We start from the raw sequence: 14,457 nt of genomic DNA on the forward strand, positions 1-14,457 counted from the left end.
GAACGGAATTTACGCGGGTGAAAAAATTTACCAATCAGTAAAATCACCCAGAAAGTCGTCAGCAAGAAAGATGCCAGACAATCGCACCAAAATGGCGCCACTTATCTCCACTTACCATCTGCGCAATGGCAACCCTTTCTGACAATGCGCCCTCCCCCCAGGCCCGATCGGCCACGCGCAAGCCCACCGCTGCACGGCTGCGCAAGGAGCTGAACATCCTGCAGACGGCCGAGCTTCACTTTGCGCAATACGGCTTCGAAGGCGCATCGCTGGAACTGATCGCGCACGACGCCGGCCTCAGCCGCCACAACCTGCTGTACTACTTCGCCAGCAAGGAGGAGCTGTATCTGCGCGTGCTGGGCGACGTGCTGACGCAGTGGCTCGCCGGCATGTCCGACCTGCTGCGCGGCGACGACCCGGCGGAGGCCCTGCGCATCTACATCCGGGCCAAGCTGCAGTCCTCGCGCGAACGGCCCCACGGCTCCCGTGTCTTCACGCGCGAGGTGATGGCCGGCGCGCCCCGCTTCGGGCAGGCCATATCGAGCCAGGTAGGCCCGGCGCTGGCAGCCGACGTGCAGGCCTTCGAGCGCTGGGTGGCGCAGGGCAAGATTGCCCGCGTGGATTTCACCCACCTGATGTTCATCCTCTGGTCCGTGACCCAGGCCTACGCCGACCAGCAGGCCCAGTTCGCGCTGCTGCTGGGCCGGCCGGAACTGACCGCCGACGACTACGACACGGCGGCCGATCTGATCTACCGGCTGGTAATCCGTGGCCTGCAGCCGGATACCGCGGCTCTCGCACAATGAGCGCATGAATCACAGCATCCGCCTGAGACCCCTGGAGCGCGAAGATCTGCGCTCCGTGCATCTGCTCAACAACAATGCCGCCATCATGCGCTACTGGTTCGAGGAGCCTTACGAGACCTTCGACGAGCTTTCCGCGCTCTACGACGCGCACGTGCACGACCAGACCGAGCGCCGCTTCATCGTCGAGCACCAGGGCGATCGCGCCGGTCTCGTCGAGCTGGTGGAGATCGACCTGATCCACCGGCGCGCCGAGTTCCAGATCATCATCGCCCCCGAGCAGCAGGGCCAGGGCATCACAGCCCAGGCAACGCGGCTGGCGCTGGACTATGGCTTCAAGACGCTCAACCTGCACAAGATCTTTCTCCATGTGGACCAGGAGAACGAGAAGGCCATCCACATCTACGCGCGCATAGGCTTCGTGCAGGAAGGCGTGCTGATCGACGAATTCTTCGCCAATGGCCAGTACCGCAACGCCATCCGCATGTACCTGCTGCAAAACGACTACCTGCAGGCACAGGCCGGAGTCGGCACCTGACCTCCTGCCAGAGGAGCGCGGGCCCTGCCCGCCTCCTTGACCGGCAAGTCTCCCCATCGTTGGCGGGCGCACAAACAAAAAAAACAAACAAAAAAGCCTTCTGAGTGATCAGAAGGCTTTTTGCATTCCATCTGGCAATGGAAAGTTGGTAGGCGCGATTGGACTCGAACCAACGACCCCCACCATGTCAAGGTGGTGCTCTAACCAGCTGAGCTACGCGCCTGTGTTTGTTCGAGAAAGCGATTCTAGCACGGGTTTTCCAGGGCTCCGGCAAAAATACCCGAACAGGCTCAGCGCCGCCGTGCCGAACGCACGCCCGCCACGGCGGCCACAATGCCCAGCACCTTGTTGAGGCGACCGGAATCGGCCACTTCCACGGTGAAGGTCATCCAGGCCGTTCCCTTGACGGATTGGGTCTGCACGCCGATGACATTGGTCTTCTCCCGCGCAAAGACTTCGGAGATATCGCGCAGCAGGCCCTGCCGGTCGGCCGCTTCCACGGACACATCGACCGGGTAGACGGCCGAGGCCACGGCCGCCGCCTTGGGCTGGCCCCAGGCCACGTCGATCACGCGCTCGGAATTGCGCGCTGCCATTTCACGGAAGTTGGAGCAGTCGCAGCGGTGCACGCTCACGCCCTTGCCGCGCGTGACAAAGCCCCGGATGTCGTCCGGCGGCGCAGGCTTGCAGCACTTGGCCAGCTGCGTCATCAGCGAATCCACGCCCACGACCAGCACGCCGCCCTTGGGCGAGTCCGTGCCGCGTGCCTTGCGCACCGGGGAGAATTCCTCGACTTCCTCCTCCGCCTCGGCCGGTCGCAGCACGGTCTCGATGTTGCGCAGCGAGTATTCATCCTTGCCGACGACTTCGAACAAGGCATCGGCCGATTTGAAGCCGAGCTGAACGGCCAGCTCCTCCAGCTTGACGGCCGTCTTGCCCTCGCGCTGCAGCAGTTTCTCGACCGCCTCGCGGCCGCGCGCCACGGTCTCGTGCGTGGCCTGGGCATTGAACCAGGCACGCACCTTGGCCTTGGCCCGGTTGCTGGTCAGGTAGCCAAGGTCGGCGTTGAGCCAGTCGCGCGAGGGGCGCCCCTCCTTGACCGTGGTGATCTCCACGGTCTGGCCGTTTTGCAGCGGCGTGTTCAGCGGCACCATGGCGCCGTCCACGCGCGCGCCGCGGCAGCGGTGCCCCAGGCTGGTGTGCACCGAATAGGCGAAATCCACGGGCGTCGCGCCCTGCGGCAGCTCGATGACGGCCGCATCGGGAGTGAGCACGTAGATGCGGTCCTCGAACAGGCCCCGATGGTGCGCACCCGCCAGGTCGCTGCCCCAGGCCAGCAGCTGGCGCAGCACGGCAATCTTGGCGTCGTACTCGCTGCTGGCCGTGACACCCGCGTATCCCTTGGTGCCCGCCTCCTTGTAGGCCCAGTGGGCGGCCACGCCGTGCTCGGCATGGTCGTGCATGGCCTGGGTGCGGATCTGGATCTCGATTGCGCGGCCCGTCTCGTCGCGCACCACGGTGTGCAGCGACTGGTAGCCGTTGGGCTTGGGCTTGGCGATGTAGTCGTCGAATTCCGCCTCGATGGGCGTGAACTGCTCGTGCACCCAGGACAGGGTGGCGTAGCAGTCCTTGATCGTAGGCACGACGACACGCATGGCGCGGATGTCGAAGACCTGGTCGAAGTTCAGCGACTTGCCTCGCATCTTCTTGACGATGCTGTAGATGTGCTTGGGCCTGCCTTGCACGGTGGCGCTGATGCTGTGCGCCCGCAGGTCGGCCTCCAGCCGTGCGCGCATCTGCTCCATATAGGCTTCACGCTCCACGCGCTTTTCATCGAGCAGGCGGGCCACTTCGCGGTAGGTCTCGGGCTCCAGGAAGCGCAGGGACAGATCCTCCAGCTCCCACTTGATCTGCCAGATGCCCAGCCGGTTGGCCAGCGGCGCAAACACCGTCAGCGCCTCGCGCGCAATGCCGGGCGAGACCGGGCGCTTGCTGGCCGCGTAGTAGCGCAGCGTCTGCAGGCGCGACGCCAGCCGCAGCAGCACCACGCGCAGGTCGCGCGAGAAACCCAGCAGCATCTTGCGCACGTTCTCGGTCTGCGTGGCCTCATCGTCCAGGTACTGGCCGCCCAGCTCTGCACCGCGCGCCTGCTCCTGCACGCGCATGAGCTTGTTGGTTTCCACGGCCAGGGTGGCAAAATTCTCGCCAAAGGCCTTGGCGATCACTTCCTGCGGGCGATTGAGGTGCACGCTGGCATGCACCAGATAGATCGCCGCCTGCATGGTTTCGGAGCCGCCGATGGTCTTGAGGATGGCAGCCACCGCATCGGCATGGGCCATGGTGTTCTCACCGGACTCCATGGTCTCGGTGGCGATCAGCGGCTCGGCAAAGCTGCGCGCGCGCGCCAGCGCGTTGACCTGTTCGGGCAGGGTCTGCGACGTGGCCGTGATCAGGTGCGGCAGCACCGACGGCACCTGGCCCGGCGCGGCTGCGCCGGGCGAAGGCGCCTGCACGGCGGCCTCGCTGCTGGCAGTCTTCATTCGTCACTCTCCCTGGCCTGCTCGGCAAGATTCATGGTGCTTGGCAAGCGCTCTTCTCCCCATAAGAACCGGCACAGCAAGGCCACCTGCCCTGCTGCGACGAAGGTGGGCGCATGCCCCACCCCTTCAAATTCCACGCAATGCGCCTTCGGCCCTCGCTGCGCCATGGCCTGTGCCGTGGCCGCCGTCAGCAGATCGGACTGCGCACCACGAACTAGCAAGACGCGTGCCTTGATCTGGTCATACAGCTGCCACAGCAGCGCTTCGCCGGCCTGGGCCATCTCGCGCGTCATGTGCTGCAGGGGCACCGCAATCTGAGGGTCATAGTGCAGGACAAGGCCGCCATCGGCGGCCGGCCGCATCATAGGTCGCGTCAATCGCAACCATTGCCCTTCGCTATGTGGGCCGAAGCCTTCGGAAATCAAGAGCAGCGCATGGGCTGCCTGCTCAAGATTTTCAAAATGCGCGCCCTTGCCCAGGTACTGCCCTATGCGCTCCAGGGCAGACCACTCGATGACAGGTCCCACATCGTTGAGCACCAGCCTGCGGATGGGCGCCGGCAGCGGCAGCCCCGGCTGGCCCGCAAGCGCCATGCCGATCAGCCCGCCCATGCTGGTGCCCACCCAATCCAATTGTTCGACAGGCGCCTGCGCATGCACCTGGGCCAGCAAGGCCAGCATGTCGGCTGCGTAAAGAGGCACCTGGTAGGCGGCCGGATCCTGCAGCCAGTCGCTTTCGCCACGCCCGACCACGTCGGGGCAGATCACGCGGGCACGTTCGCTGAGCCGCTCGGCCAACGCGTCGAAGTCACGCCCCTGGCGCGAAAGGCCGTGCACGCAGACCACGACATGGGGATGGTGCGGATCGCCGGTGCGATTCCATTCCCAATAAGCCATGCGGTGCGAAGCATTCTCTTGAGCAGCCGGGCTGGCAGTACGGCTCCAGGGTGAGGCACGCCCGGCAACCCCCGGGCAGGATACGTAGTTCAGCGTAGGATGATTCATGGAAACGCATTCGCGGAGCCGGCGCCGATAATGGCTGTGTTGCATCGTACATTCATTCGGAGACTCTCTATGTTGAAAGGCAAGACCGCCCTCGTGACCGGCTCGACCAGCGGCATCGGCCTCGGGATCGCGAAGGCGCTGGCCCGCCAGGGCGCCAATATCGTGCTCAATGGTTTCGGCGATGTGGACGGCCCCCGTGCCGAAGTGCTGGCCGCAGGCCAGGCCGCCGGCGCCCAGGTCGCCTATCACGGCGCCGACATGAGCCGCGTGGCGGACATCGAGGACATGGTCCAGTACAGCGTGCGCAATTTCGGCCAGATCGACATCCTCGTGAACAATGCCGGCATCCAGCACGTGGCGCGCGTGGAAGACTTCCCGCCCGAGCGCTGGGACGCCATCATCGCCATCAACCTGTCCAGCGCCTTCCACACCTCGCGCCTGGTCCTGCCCATGATGCAGGCGGCCGATGGCGGCAAGGGCTGGGGCCGCATCATCAACGTGGCCTCGGTGCACGGCCTGGTGGGTTCGGCGCAGAAGTCTGCCTACGTGGCGGCCAAGCACGGCATTGTCGGGCTGACCAAGGTCACGGCGCTGGAGAACGCCACCTCCGGCATCACCTGCAACGCCATCTGCCCCGGCTGGGTGCTGACGCCACTGGTGCAAAAGCAGGTGGACGCCAAGGCCGAGCAGCACGGCATCAGCAACGAAGAAGCCAAGAAGCTGCTGCTGGGCGAGAAAGAGCCCTCCATGCAGTTCACCACGCCCGAGGAACTGGGCGAACTGGCCGTGTTCTTCTGCTCGCCCGCCGCAGCCAACGTGCGCGGCGTAGCCTGGAACATGGATGGCGGCTGGGCGGCGCAGTAAGCGCGCCGGCACCGGTTCACGTCAAAAAAGGAGCGCCACGGCGCTCCTTTTTTCATGGGCGGCCCACGCCTGCTCAGTACATCTGCACCGAGCCCGACACGTGGACCATCACCTGCGCCTTGCCCGCTTCCACGGACACGGCATCCATTTCCGCGCCGGCGGCCTTGGCGGACATGGCCATCATGCGCGGACGCGGCATGGGCACGGAGGTGTCGCTGCTGCTGACATTGACCTCGCGCAGGCTGTAGTTGGCAAAGCCGAAGCTCTTGGACAGCGTGGTGGCACGCTGTTTGAACTGCTCGATGGCCTTGGCCTGGGCCTCGCCTTCGACCTTTTCACGGGCCTCGCGCGACAGGCCGAAGCCCACTTGCGACAGCGTCATGTCCTGCACCTGGGCCGCCGTCTGCGTGATGCGCGCGAAGTCGCGGCCCTGCAGAAGAATCTCGGCGCGGCCCTGCCAGCCTTCCACCTTGTTGTCCTTGCCATAGCGCGGATAGATGCCGAAGCTGCCGGTGCTCACATCCATCTGGCCCGGCTGGGCGCTGCGCTTGGTCACGGCCATGGCGGCCTCGACCACCTTCTGCAGCTGGGACTGGACCGTGGCGGCATCACGCCCTTCGCGCGTGGCCGACAAGGTGGCTGTCAGCAGGTCCTGCACCACGTCCACCGAGCCTTCTGCAGACAACTGCACCACGTTGGCAGGCTGTGCCGGGGCCGTGCCGGCGTTCTGCGCCCAGGCACCGCTGGCACAGGCCAGCGCAGTGGCCGCGACCACGGACTTGACCCAGGGGCGGGACAGCTGTTTGGAAAGCTTGCTCATGCGTTCACCCTTTGAAATGAAAGGTAGTTCAGGGATACAACTGCATGCCGCCCTTTCGCTACGGCATGCCGCCAGATGGTGACAGGTGTGGAGCCAAGCAGGCCTGCCGGCTCCTCCATTGACAACATTATTGCAACGATAAATGCATCAGGATGGAAAACCCATAGTTAAATATTCTAAAGACACATTTTTCGTTCTAAATTTAAACGCAACATCTGTAACACACGGCAATATTTCGGGGGTTTGTCCAGACTTTTCGGCGCAAGCTGGTAACAATGACGGCTGTTACAAATGACCGACCGAGGATGAACATGGCCACTACGACCAACCGCACCGACAAGATCCTGGTGGTGGATGACGATGCGCGCATCCGCGACCTGCTGCGCCGCTACCTGACGCAGGAAGGCTTCGAGATCATGATTGCCGAAGATGGCAAGGCGCTGAACCGCATCCTGCTGCGCGAAACGGTGGATCTGATCGTGCTTGACCTGATGATGCCCGGCGAAGATGGCCTGTCCATCTGCCGCCGCCTGCGCTCGGCCAACGACCGCACGCCCATCATCATGCTGACCGCCAAGGGCGAGGATGTGGACCGCATCGTGGGCCTGGAAGTGGGCGCCGACGACTACCTGGGCAAGCCCTTCAACCCGCGCGAACTGCTGGCCCGCATCCATGCCGTGCTGCGCCGCCGCCCGCCGCAGGAAGCGCCGGGCGCGCCTTCCGGCGACAACGAGGTGGTGAGCTTCGGCCCCTTCACCTTCGACCTGGGCACGCGCGTGCTGCAAAAGAACGGCGAGGAACTGCCGCTGACCACGGGCGAATTCGCCATGCTCAAGGCCCTGGTGCGCCACCCGCGCCAGCCGCTGTCGCGCGAGAAGCTGGCCCTGCTGGCGCGCGGCCGCGAGTTCGAGCCCTTCGACCGCAGCCTGGACGTGCAGGTCTCGCGCCTGCGCAAGCTGATCGAGGAAGATGCCGCCGCACCGCGCTACATCCAGACGGTCTGGGGCGTCGGCTATGTGTTCGTACCGGACGGCGCGAACTGAAATGCATCACCCCCTGAGGCGCTGCGCGCCTTCCCCCTCTCTCGCTCCGCGGGAGGGGGACGACGCCCTCGCCGCGAGGCGGCTCTTGCTCGGCGTCCCTGGGTTGGGGCCGTAACGTTTTATGTGCCGTTGACAATGCGCAGCGCCAAAACCTCACCCTGTCGTCCGAGACAACCGGTAACGCAGGCTGGCCGGCACAGGCGTAATCTCGCAGCCGGCCCCTAGAATGACGAACCGCTTCCATGAGTTCCTTCACCGTCCCGCCCCATGACGCCACCAGCCCTGCGCCCCTCGACTACGAGCGGCGCATGACTGCGCGCTCTCCGCTGGGACTCAATCTTTTCTGGCGTACCTTCTGCCTGCTGGCCCTGCTGCTGGTGGGCAGCATCCTGGCGTGGCTGCAGACGCTGCGCGCCTTCGAGTTCGAGCCGCGCACGCTGCACACCGCCCAGCAGATCGCCTCGCTGGTCAACCTCAGCCGCGCGGCCCTGGTGCATTCGGATGCCATCAACCGCGTCTCGCTGATCAAGACCATGGCCGACCAGGAAGGCGTGCGCATTCTGCCGCGCGAGCCTGGCGACAGCTTCGAGCTGCTGGACCAGAGCACGCTGGGCAAGCGCCTGACCGAAGAACTCACGCGCCGCCTGGGCTACGGCACCATCGTGGCGCGCAGCGTCAATGGCGAGCCGGGGCTGTGGGTGGGCTTCACCATCAATGGCGACCGCACCTGGCTGCTGATGGACCGCTCGCGCTTCACGCCGGCCAGCGGGCGCACCTGGCTGATCTGGCTGATCACGGCCGGCCTGCTGTCCCTGGCGGGGGCGGCAGCCATCGCGCGCCTGATCAACCGGCCACTCAAGCAGTTGAGCTATGCGGCCAACCGCGTGCGAGATGGCGACTTCGACGCCAGCCAGCTGGACGAGGAAGCCGTCACCAGCGAGATCCGCGAGGTCAACATCGGCTTCAACCGCATGGCGCAGAAACTGGCCCAGCTGGAGCAGGACCGTGCGGTGATGCTGGCTGGCATCTCCCACGACCTGCGCACGCCGCTCGCCCGCCTGCGGCTGGAGACCGAGATGAGCGTGGTGGACGACGTGGCGCGCGAGCACATGGTGGCCGACATCGTGCAGCTGGACGCCACCATCGACAAATTCCTGGACTACGCCCGTCCCGACCATGTGACCCTCAACCCGGTGAACCTGCATGCCGTGGTGTCCTCCTGCGTCTATGCGGTGCAGGACCACCGCGAGCTGCAGATCAGCATGGCCGTGCCCGAAGGCGTCTATGTGCTGGCCGACGAGGTGGAACTGGCGCGCGTGATCTCCAACCTGTTCGAGAACGCACGCCGCTACGGCAAGACGCCCGAGACCGAAACCACCCACGTGGATGTGACGGCATCGGAACGCGAAAGCTGGGTGGTGATTCGCATCCGCGACCATGGCCGTGGCGTGCCGCCCGAGCAGCTCGCCAGCCTGACCCAGCCCTTCTTCCGTGGCGACTCCGCGCGCACGGCCGCAGCGGGCGCGGGCCTGGGCCTGTCCATCGTGGACAAGACGGTGCAGCGCATGGGCGGCGTGTTTGCGCTGTCCAACTCCTCCACGGGCGGGCTGGTTGCCCATGTGCAGTTGCAGCGTGCCTCGGGCGTGGCCAAGGGTGCCGAGCCCGAGCAGCGTCTGCAGCGCCCGCAGATCAAGCGCCAGCTGCCCCCGCGTGCGCAGGACGGCGCCCTGGACGGAGAAGACTGAGCCCGCAGCGCGCGTTCGTCAGATACGTTCGGCAGATACAAAGGCCCCGGCGATCATTGACCGATCGCCGGGGCCTTTTGCCATGGGGATGGCCACCTCCGGTCAGGCGCGGAACAGCAAGGCGGCGGCGCGCGCCTCCATGGCCTGCTGCTGGCCCACGGGGCCAAGCTTTTCGGCCGTCTTGGCCTTGACGTTGACCTGGTCCAGCGCCAGCCCCAGCGCCGTGGCGATGCGCTCGCGCATGGCAGGAATGTGCGGCGCCAGCTTGGGGGCCTGGGCAATGATGGTGCTGTCGATGTTGCCGATCTCCAGCCCCGTGGCGCGCACGCGGCGCGCCGCTTCCACCAGCAGCACCAGCGAATCGGCGCCACGGAATTCGGGGTCGGTGTCGGGGAAATGCCGGCCGATGTCGCCCAGCGCCGCGCCGCCCAGCAGCGCGTCGGTGATGGCGTGCAGCAGCACGTCGGCATCGGAATGGCCCAGCAGCCCCAGTTCGTGCGGCACCTCGATGCCGCCCAGGATCAGCTTGCGCCCGGGCACCAGGGCATGCACGTCCCAGCCCTCGCCAATACGAAAATTCATGTGAAACATTCCAGGTTCAGAAAAATGGATTGCCCGACGCCTGCGGATGGTCGCGCTGGCCCCGGTATCGCTCCAGCGTGGTGCTGCGCTCGCGCTGCGACAGCACGGCGGCGGCCAGCGCGAAATCGTCCGGATAGGTGACCTTGAAATTCTGCGCGCCGCCGGGCACCAGGCGCGGGCGCTGGCCCACGGCCTCCATGGCACTGGCCTCGTCGGTCACGGCCGAGCCGGCGTGCTGCAGCGCATCGAGCAGCGGCGCGATGCGGAACATCTGCGGCGTCTGCGCCAGCCATTTGTCGCTGCGGTCCACCGTGCCCGCCACGCGCACCCCGCTGGGCCCGGCCACGGCCGTCTTGAGCGTGTCGGGCAGCTTGTGCGCCAGCAGGCCGCCCACGGCATCGTGCTCGCAGGCGTCGATCAGGGCATCGATGAGCGCGGGCGTCACCAGGCAGCGTGCGGCATCGTGCACCAGCACCCAGTCGTGCGCGCCCGCACCGCGCGCCAGCAGCTCCTTCAGGCCGTTGGTCACGGATTCGGCCCGCGTGGCGCCTCCGCATGCCGCCGTGGAGTAGCGCGTGGGCGAGGGGCCCGGCAGGCCCTTGCGCCAGAAATCATCACCGGGCGCGATCACCACCAGCGTGTGGTGTACGCGCGCTGCACCCGCAAAGGCGGCCAGCGTGTGCGCCACCATGGGCGCACCGGCCACCAGGTGGTATTGCTTGGGCAGTTCAGGCGCAGGCGCATCGGGCGCGATGGCGCGCGAGCCCGTGCCCGCGCAGGGGATCAAGGCCCACAGGCGGGCCGGCTCCAGGGATGCGGGCGCAGCCGCCGCAAGCAGATCTGTCATGGTGGCGCATTGTAGTGACGGCCATGTGCCGCCATGGCCATGCGGGCATGCCTGCATGGCCGCCATGCGTGCTGGCTAAAATGCTTCGATACCCCTCTGCGCGTGCCGAGGGGTTTTGTCGTTACTTCGCCCAGGCGCTGCGGCGCCCACGTCCAAGCACCATGGAACTGCCCAAGCTCACTCCCGGAAAACGCTTCACCCTGCCCCGCCCCGTGGGCAGCGCCGACGCCCTGCTGCTGGCCCGCCTGGGCGAGCGCGAGAAGGCGGCAGGCCGGGTGACAGCCATCGTCACGGCCGACGCCTCGGATGCCCAGCGGCTGATCGACGAGATGGCCTTCTTCGCCCCGGGCCTGCGCTGCGCGCTGTTCCCCGACTGGGAGACCCTGCCCTACGACAGCTTCTCTCCCCACCAGGACCTGATCAGCGAGCGCCTGGCCACGCTGTGGCGCATCAACCAGCGCGACAAGGAGCATGGCGCCGACGTGGTGCTGGTGCCCGCCACCACCGCGCTGTACCGACTGGCGCCGCCCTCCTTCCTGGCCGGCTACACCTTCGAGTTCAAGAGCGGCCAGAAGCTGGACGAGGCCAAACTCAAGGCCCAGCTGACGCTGGCCGGCTACCAGCATGTCTCCCAGGTGGTCAGCCATGGAGAGTACGCGGTGCGGGGCGGCCTGATCGACCTGTTTCCCATGGGCTCGCTGCAGCCCTACCGGGTGGACCTGTTCGACGACGAGATCGACTCCATCCGCACCTTCGACCCCGACACCCAGCGCAGCCTCTACCCCGTGCCCGAGGTGCGCCTGCTGCCCGGCCGCGAGTTCCCCATGGACGAGGACGCGCGCGCCAAGTTCCGCCAGCGCTGGCGCGAGCTGCTGGAGGGCGATCCCACGCGCAGCCGCATCTACAAGGACATGGGCCAGGGCATTGCCACGGCCGGCATCGAGTACTACCTGCCGCTGTTCTTCGACGAAACGGCCACCGTCTTCGACTACCTGGGCGCCGATGCCACCGTGGTGATGCATGGTGACCTGGAGCCGGCCTTCCAGCGCTTTTGGCAGGACACCAAGGAGCGCTTCCGCCTGGTGCAGGGCGACCCCGAGCGCCCGGCCCTGCCGCCCGAGGTGCTGTTCCTGTCCGCCGACCAGTTCTACACGCGCGCCAAGGAGCACGCCCAGCTCGCGCTGCGCCCAGGCACCGAGGACGTGGCAGACAGCGCCATCTTCCAGAAGCTGGAGGACCTGTCCGTGGTGCGTGGCGCCGAGGACCCGCTAGCGCGCCTGCAAAAGCACATTGCCGCCAGCGCCCATCGCGTCCTGCTGCTGGCCGAGTCCGATGGCCGGCGCGAAAGCCTGCTGGACTTCTTCCGCGCCTCGGGCGTGAACCCGCCGGTCTTCGACTCGCTGGCCGAGTTCCAGGGCGATGCGGGCGAGAAGGTGGGCATTGCCACGGCCGGGCTGATGAACGGCTTTGCCTGGGTGGAGGAAGGCCTGGACTTCGTCACCGAGACCGAGCTGTTCGCCACCAGCCCCACGGGCCGCAGGCGCCGCCGGCAGGAGCAGGTCAGCGATGTCGAGGCACTGATCAAGGACCTGTCCGAACTCAAGGTGGGCGACCCCGTGGTGCACTCGGACCACGGCATCGGCCGCTACCAGGGCCTGGTCCACATGGACATGGGCCAGAAGAATCCCGACGGCACGCCGGCCGTGCAGGAATTCCTGCACCTGGAGTACGCGGGCAACGCCGTGCTCTACGTGCCCGTCAGCCAGTTGCAGCTGATCAGCCGCTACACGGGCGTCTCGCCCGAGGACGCGCCGCTGCACAAGCTCGGCGGCACGCAGTGGGAAAAGGCCAAGCGCAAGGCGGCCGAGCAGGTGCGCGACTCCGCGGCCGAGCTGCTGAACATCTACGCACGCCGCGCCGCACGCCAGGGCCATGCCTTCCGCTACTCGCCCCAGGACTACGAGCAGTTCGCCAACGACTTCGGCTTCGAGGAAACGGCGGACCAGCGCGCTGCCATCCACGCCGTGATCCAGGACATGATCAGCCCCCAGCCCATGGACCGCCTGGTCTGCGGCGACGTGGGCTTCGGCAAGACCGAGGTGGCGCTGCGCGCGGCCTTCGTGGCCATCACGGGCGGCAAGCAGGTGGCCTTCCTCGCGCCCACCACGCTGCTGGCCGAGCAGCACTACCAGACCCTGGTGGACCGCTTCTCCAAGTGGCCGATCAAGGTGGCCGAAGTCTCGCGCTTTCGCTCGGGCAAGGAGATCACGGCGGCCGTCAAGGGCATTGCCGACGGCTCGGTGGACATCGTCGTGGGCACGCACAAGCTGCTGTCCGAGTCCACGCAGTTCAAGAACCTGGGCCTGCTGATCATCGACGAGGAGCACCGCTTCGGCGTGCGCCACAAGGAAGCCATGAAGGCCATGCGCGCCGAGGTGGACGTGCTCACGCTGACGGCCACGCCCATCCCGCGCACCATGGGCATGGCGCTGGAAGGCCTGCGCGACCTGTCCGTCATCGCCACCGCGCCCCAGCGGCGCCTGGCCATCAAGACCTTTGTGCGCAACGAGGGCACGGGCGTGATCCGCGAGGCCGTGCTGCGCGAGCTCAAGCGCGGCGGCCAGTGCTACTTCCTGCACAACGAGGTCGAGACCATCGAGAACCGCAAGCAAAAGCTCGAGGAAATCCTGCCCGAGGCCCGCATCGCCGTGGCCCACGGCCAGATGCCCGAGCGCGAGCTCGAGCGCGTCATGCGCGACTTCGTGGCCCAGCGCTACAACATATTGCTGTGCTCGACCATCATCGAGACCGGCATCGACGTGCCCAGCGCCAACACCATCCTCATCAGCCGCGCCGACAAGTTCGGCCTGGCCCAGCTGCACCAGCTGCGCGGCCGCGTGGGCCGCAGCCACCACCAAGCCTATGCCTACCTGATGGTGCCCGACCTGGACAGCCTGACCAAGCAGGCCCAGCAGCGGCTGGAGGCCATCCAGCAGATGGAGGAACTGGGCTCGGGCTTCTACCTGGCCATGCACGACCTGGAAATCCGCGGCGCCGGCGAGGTGCTGGGCGAGAACCAGAGCGGCAACATGATGGAGGTGGGCTTCCAGCTCTACAACGAGATGCTGTCCGAGGCCGTGCGCAGCCTCAAGGCCGGCAAGGAGCCCGATCTGCTCAGCCCGCTGTCGGCCTCCACCGACATCAACCTGCACGCGCCGGCCCTGCTGCCGGGCGACTACTGCGGAGATGTGCACCTGCGCCTGTCCTTCTACAAGAAACTGGCCACGGCCCGCACCAGCGACCAGATCGACACCCTGCTCGAAGAAATCGTGGACCGCTTCGGCAAGCTGCCGCCCCAGGCGCAGACGCTGATCGACGTGCACCGCCTGCGCGTGCTGTCCCAGCCCTACGGCGTGGTCAAGGTCGATGCGGCGCCCGGCGTCATCAACATCACCTTCAAGCCCCAGCCGCCCGTGGACCCGATGGCCATCATCCACCTCATCCAGAAGAACAAGCACATCAAGCTGGCCGGCAACGAGAAGCTGCGCATAGAGCGCGCCCTGGACAATCCCAAGGACCGCGCCCAGATGGTGCGCGACGTGCTGCGCAGCCTGGGCCAGCCGCTGGTGGAGGCAAAGGCGGCCCAGCCCGCATAGAAGGGTTGTCCTAGC

At 66.5% G+C, this 14,457-nt stretch carries 11 protein-coding genes and 1 tRNA gene; 6 read left to right on the plus strand and 6 right to left on the minus strand.

All coding sequences use genetic code 11. The features are described 5' to 3' along the window. Positions 1-125 precede the first annotated feature (125 nt). Positions 126-806: a TetR/AcrR family transcriptional regulator gene (locus U6958_RS22610; RefSeq protein WP_016445276.1), complete on the plus strand. Its 681-nt coding sequence runs from the start codon at positions 126-128 to the stop codon at positions 804-806. A 4-nt stretch (positions 807-810) separates the two neighbouring features. Then, positions 811-1,341 carry a spermidine N1-acetyltransferase gene (speG, locus tag U6958_RS22615; RefSeq protein WP_074923013.1) on the plus strand — a complete coding sequence of 177 codons (531 nt, stop codon included), beginning with the start codon at positions 811-813 and terminating at the stop codon, positions 1,339-1,341. Positions 1,342-1,487: 146 nt separating this feature from the next. On the opposite strand, the gene U6958_RS22620 is transcribed toward speG, so the two are convergent. The 3 genes from U6958_RS22620 to U6958_RS22630 form a co-directional block, all read right to left on the minus strand. Continuing rightward, positions 1,488-1,564, minus strand: a tRNA-Val gene (locus tag U6958_RS22620). 67 nt (positions 1,565-1,631) lie between these two features. Then, on the minus strand, positions 1,632-3,881 hold the full coding sequence (locus tag U6958_RS22625; RefSeq protein WP_016445274.1) for a bifunctional (p)ppGpp synthetase/guanosine-3',5'-bis(diphosphate) 3'-pyrophosphohydrolase: 2,250 nt from the start codon (positions 3,879-3,881) through the stop codon (positions 1,632-1,634). Beyond that, on the minus strand, positions 3,878-4,885 hold the full coding sequence (locus U6958_RS22630; RefSeq protein WP_174538876.1) for an alpha/beta fold hydrolase: 1,008 nt from the start codon (positions 4,883-4,885) through the stop codon (positions 3,878-3,880). The genes U6958_RS22625 and U6958_RS22630 overlap by 4 nt, the downstream gene beginning before the upstream one ends. Before the next feature lie 69 nt (positions 4,886-4,954). Between U6958_RS22630 and U6958_RS22635 the strand changes: the two genes are divergently transcribed. Beyond that, entirely contained in the window at positions 4,955-5,749 is a 795-nt protein-coding gene (locus U6958_RS22635) for a 3-hydroxybutyrate dehydrogenase (RefSeq protein ID WP_016445272.1), read from the plus strand. A gap of 73 nt (positions 5,750-5,822) precedes the next feature. Here U6958_RS22635 and U6958_RS22640 read toward each other — a convergent pair whose 3' ends face one another. Continuing rightward, positions 5,823-6,569 (minus strand): SIMPL domain-containing protein, encoded by a 747-nt coding sequence (locus U6958_RS22640; RefSeq protein WP_074923012.1) that lies wholly within the window; start codon positions 6,567-6,569, stop codon positions 5,823-5,825. A 305-nt stretch (positions 6,570-6,874) separates the two neighbouring features. On the opposite strand from U6958_RS22640, the gene ompR reads away from it, so the two are divergent. Further along, positions 6,875-7,612, plus strand: coding sequence for a two-component system response regulator OmpR (ompR, locus tag U6958_RS22645; RefSeq protein ID WP_017404718.1), 738 nt, complete (start codon positions 6,875-6,877; stop codon positions 7,610-7,612). 242 nt (positions 7,613-7,854) lie between these two features. Then, positions 7,855-9,357 carry an ATP-binding protein gene (locus tag U6958_RS22650; protein WP_012204699.1) on the plus strand — a complete coding sequence of 501 codons (1,503 nt, stop codon included), beginning with the start codon at positions 7,855-7,857 and terminating at the stop codon, positions 9,355-9,357. Positions 9,358-9,459: 102 nt separating this feature from the next. On the opposite strand, the gene ispF is transcribed toward U6958_RS22650, so the two are convergent. Together ispF and ispD are read right to left on the minus strand one after the other, a co-directional pair. Continuing rightward, complete coding sequence (ispF, locus tag U6958_RS22655) at positions 9,460-9,939, minus strand: 2-C-methyl-D-erythritol 2,4-cyclodiphosphate synthase (RefSeq protein WP_013803157.1); 480 nt, start codon at positions 9,937-9,939, stop codon at positions 9,460-9,462. 16 nt (positions 9,940-9,955) lie between these two features. Then, complete coding sequence (gene ispD / locus U6958_RS22660) at positions 9,956-10,786, minus strand: 2-C-methyl-D-erythritol 4-phosphate cytidylyltransferase (protein ID WP_074923011.1); 831 nt, start codon at positions 10,784-10,786, stop codon at positions 9,956-9,958. A 161-nt stretch (positions 10,787-10,947) separates the two neighbouring features. On the opposite strand from ispD, the gene mfd reads away from it, so the two are divergent. After that, positions 10,948-14,442, plus strand: a complete 3,495-nt coding sequence (gene mfd / locus U6958_RS22665; protein ID WP_074923010.1) for a transcription-repair coupling factor — start codon at positions 10,948-10,950, stop codon at positions 14,440-14,442. The last annotated feature ends 15 nt before the right edge of the window (positions 14,443-14,457 follow it).

Origin of the sequence: Delftia lacustris (genome assembly GCF_040267515.1) — a bacterium.
GTDB lineage: Bacteria > Pseudomonadota > Gammaproteobacteria > Burkholderiales > Burkholderiaceae_C > Comamonas > Comamonas tsuruhatensis.

Excerpts from the sequence above, each read along its gene's own strand:
- U6958_RS22625 (WP_016445274.1), bottom strand. The coding sequence starts at position 3,881 with ATGAAGACTGCCAGCAGCGAGGCCGCCGTGCAGGCGCCTTCGCCCGGC.
- speG (WP_074923013.1), top strand. The coding sequence starts at position 811 with ATGAATCACAGCATCCGCCTGAGACCCCTGGAGCGCGAAGATCTGCGC.
- U6958_RS22635 (WP_016445272.1), top strand. The coding sequence starts at position 4,955 with ATGTTGAAAGGCAAGACCGCCCTCGTGACCGGCTCGACCAGCGGCATC.
- ispF (WP_013803157.1), bottom strand. The coding sequence starts at position 9,939 with ATGAATTTTCGTATTGGCGAGGGCTGGGACGTGCATGCCCTGGTGCCC.
- U6958_RS22650 (WP_012204699.1), top strand. The coding sequence starts at position 7,855 with ATGAGTTCCTTCACCGTCCCGCCCCATGACGCCACCAGCCCTGCGCCC.
- mfd (WP_074923010.1), top strand. The coding sequence starts at position 10,948 with ATGGAACTGCCCAAGCTCACTCCCGGAAAACGCTTCACCCTGCCCCGC.
- U6958_RS22630 (WP_174538876.1), bottom strand. The coding sequence starts at position 4,885 with ATGAATCATCCTACGCTGAACTACGTATCCTGCCCGGGGGTTGCCGGG.
- ispD (WP_074923011.1), bottom strand. The coding sequence starts at position 10,786 with ATGACAGATCTGCTTGCGGCGGCTGCGCCCGCATCCCTGGAGCCGGCC.
- U6958_RS22640 (WP_074923012.1), bottom strand. The coding sequence starts at position 6,569 with ATGAGCAAGCTTTCCAAACAGCTGTCCCGCCCCTGGGTCAAGTCCGTG.
- U6958_RS22610 (WP_016445276.1), top strand. The coding sequence starts at position 126 with ATGGCAACCCTTTCTGACAATGCGCCCTCCCCCCAGGCCCGATCGGCC.
- ompR (WP_017404718.1), top strand. The coding sequence starts at position 6,875 with ATGAACATGGCCACTACGACCAACCGCACCGACAAGATCCTGGTGGTG.